At 45.6% G+C, this 439-nt stretch carries 1 rRNA gene; it reads right to left on the minus strand.

Going from position 1 to position 439, the window contains the following annotated elements:
* A 23S ribosomal RNA gene (locus tag ACZYR9_RS27570) occupies positions 1–104 on the minus strand; the annotation flags it as partial.
* Positions 105–439 lie beyond the last annotated feature (335 nt).

Here is a 439-nt window from a genome sequence, read left to right on the forward strand (position 1 = left end):
GATCAAAGCCTGCTTACGGCTCCCCGAGGCATTTCGTCGTTCGCCACGTCCTTCATCGGCTCCTGGTGCCTAGGCATCCTCCGTGTGCTCTTATTAGCTTAACCAATGCTTCGTTATACATTTCAAAAACCATATAACTCCACGTAATCTAGATCAAAAGATCTAAGGATGATTCAGCATTTATTGCTTTGTTTCGATATCCAGTTTTCAAGGAACAAACGTTGTGTTTCACTGCCGTTTTAACGACAGGAACGTTATCTTATCATGCTCTTGCGGTTGATGCAACCATCAACTTTTGCCAAGAACATCATAAGCTTGAAAGGCATTGCACCTTTCAAAACTGAACACGAGTGAGTGCTTTTGCAGCTTCGCTGCAGATTTGTCCGTCGCCCTGCAGACGACATGGACTCCATAGAAAGGAGGTGATCCAGCCGCACCT

The organism is Paenibacillus sp. F024 (genome assembly GCF_057814255.1).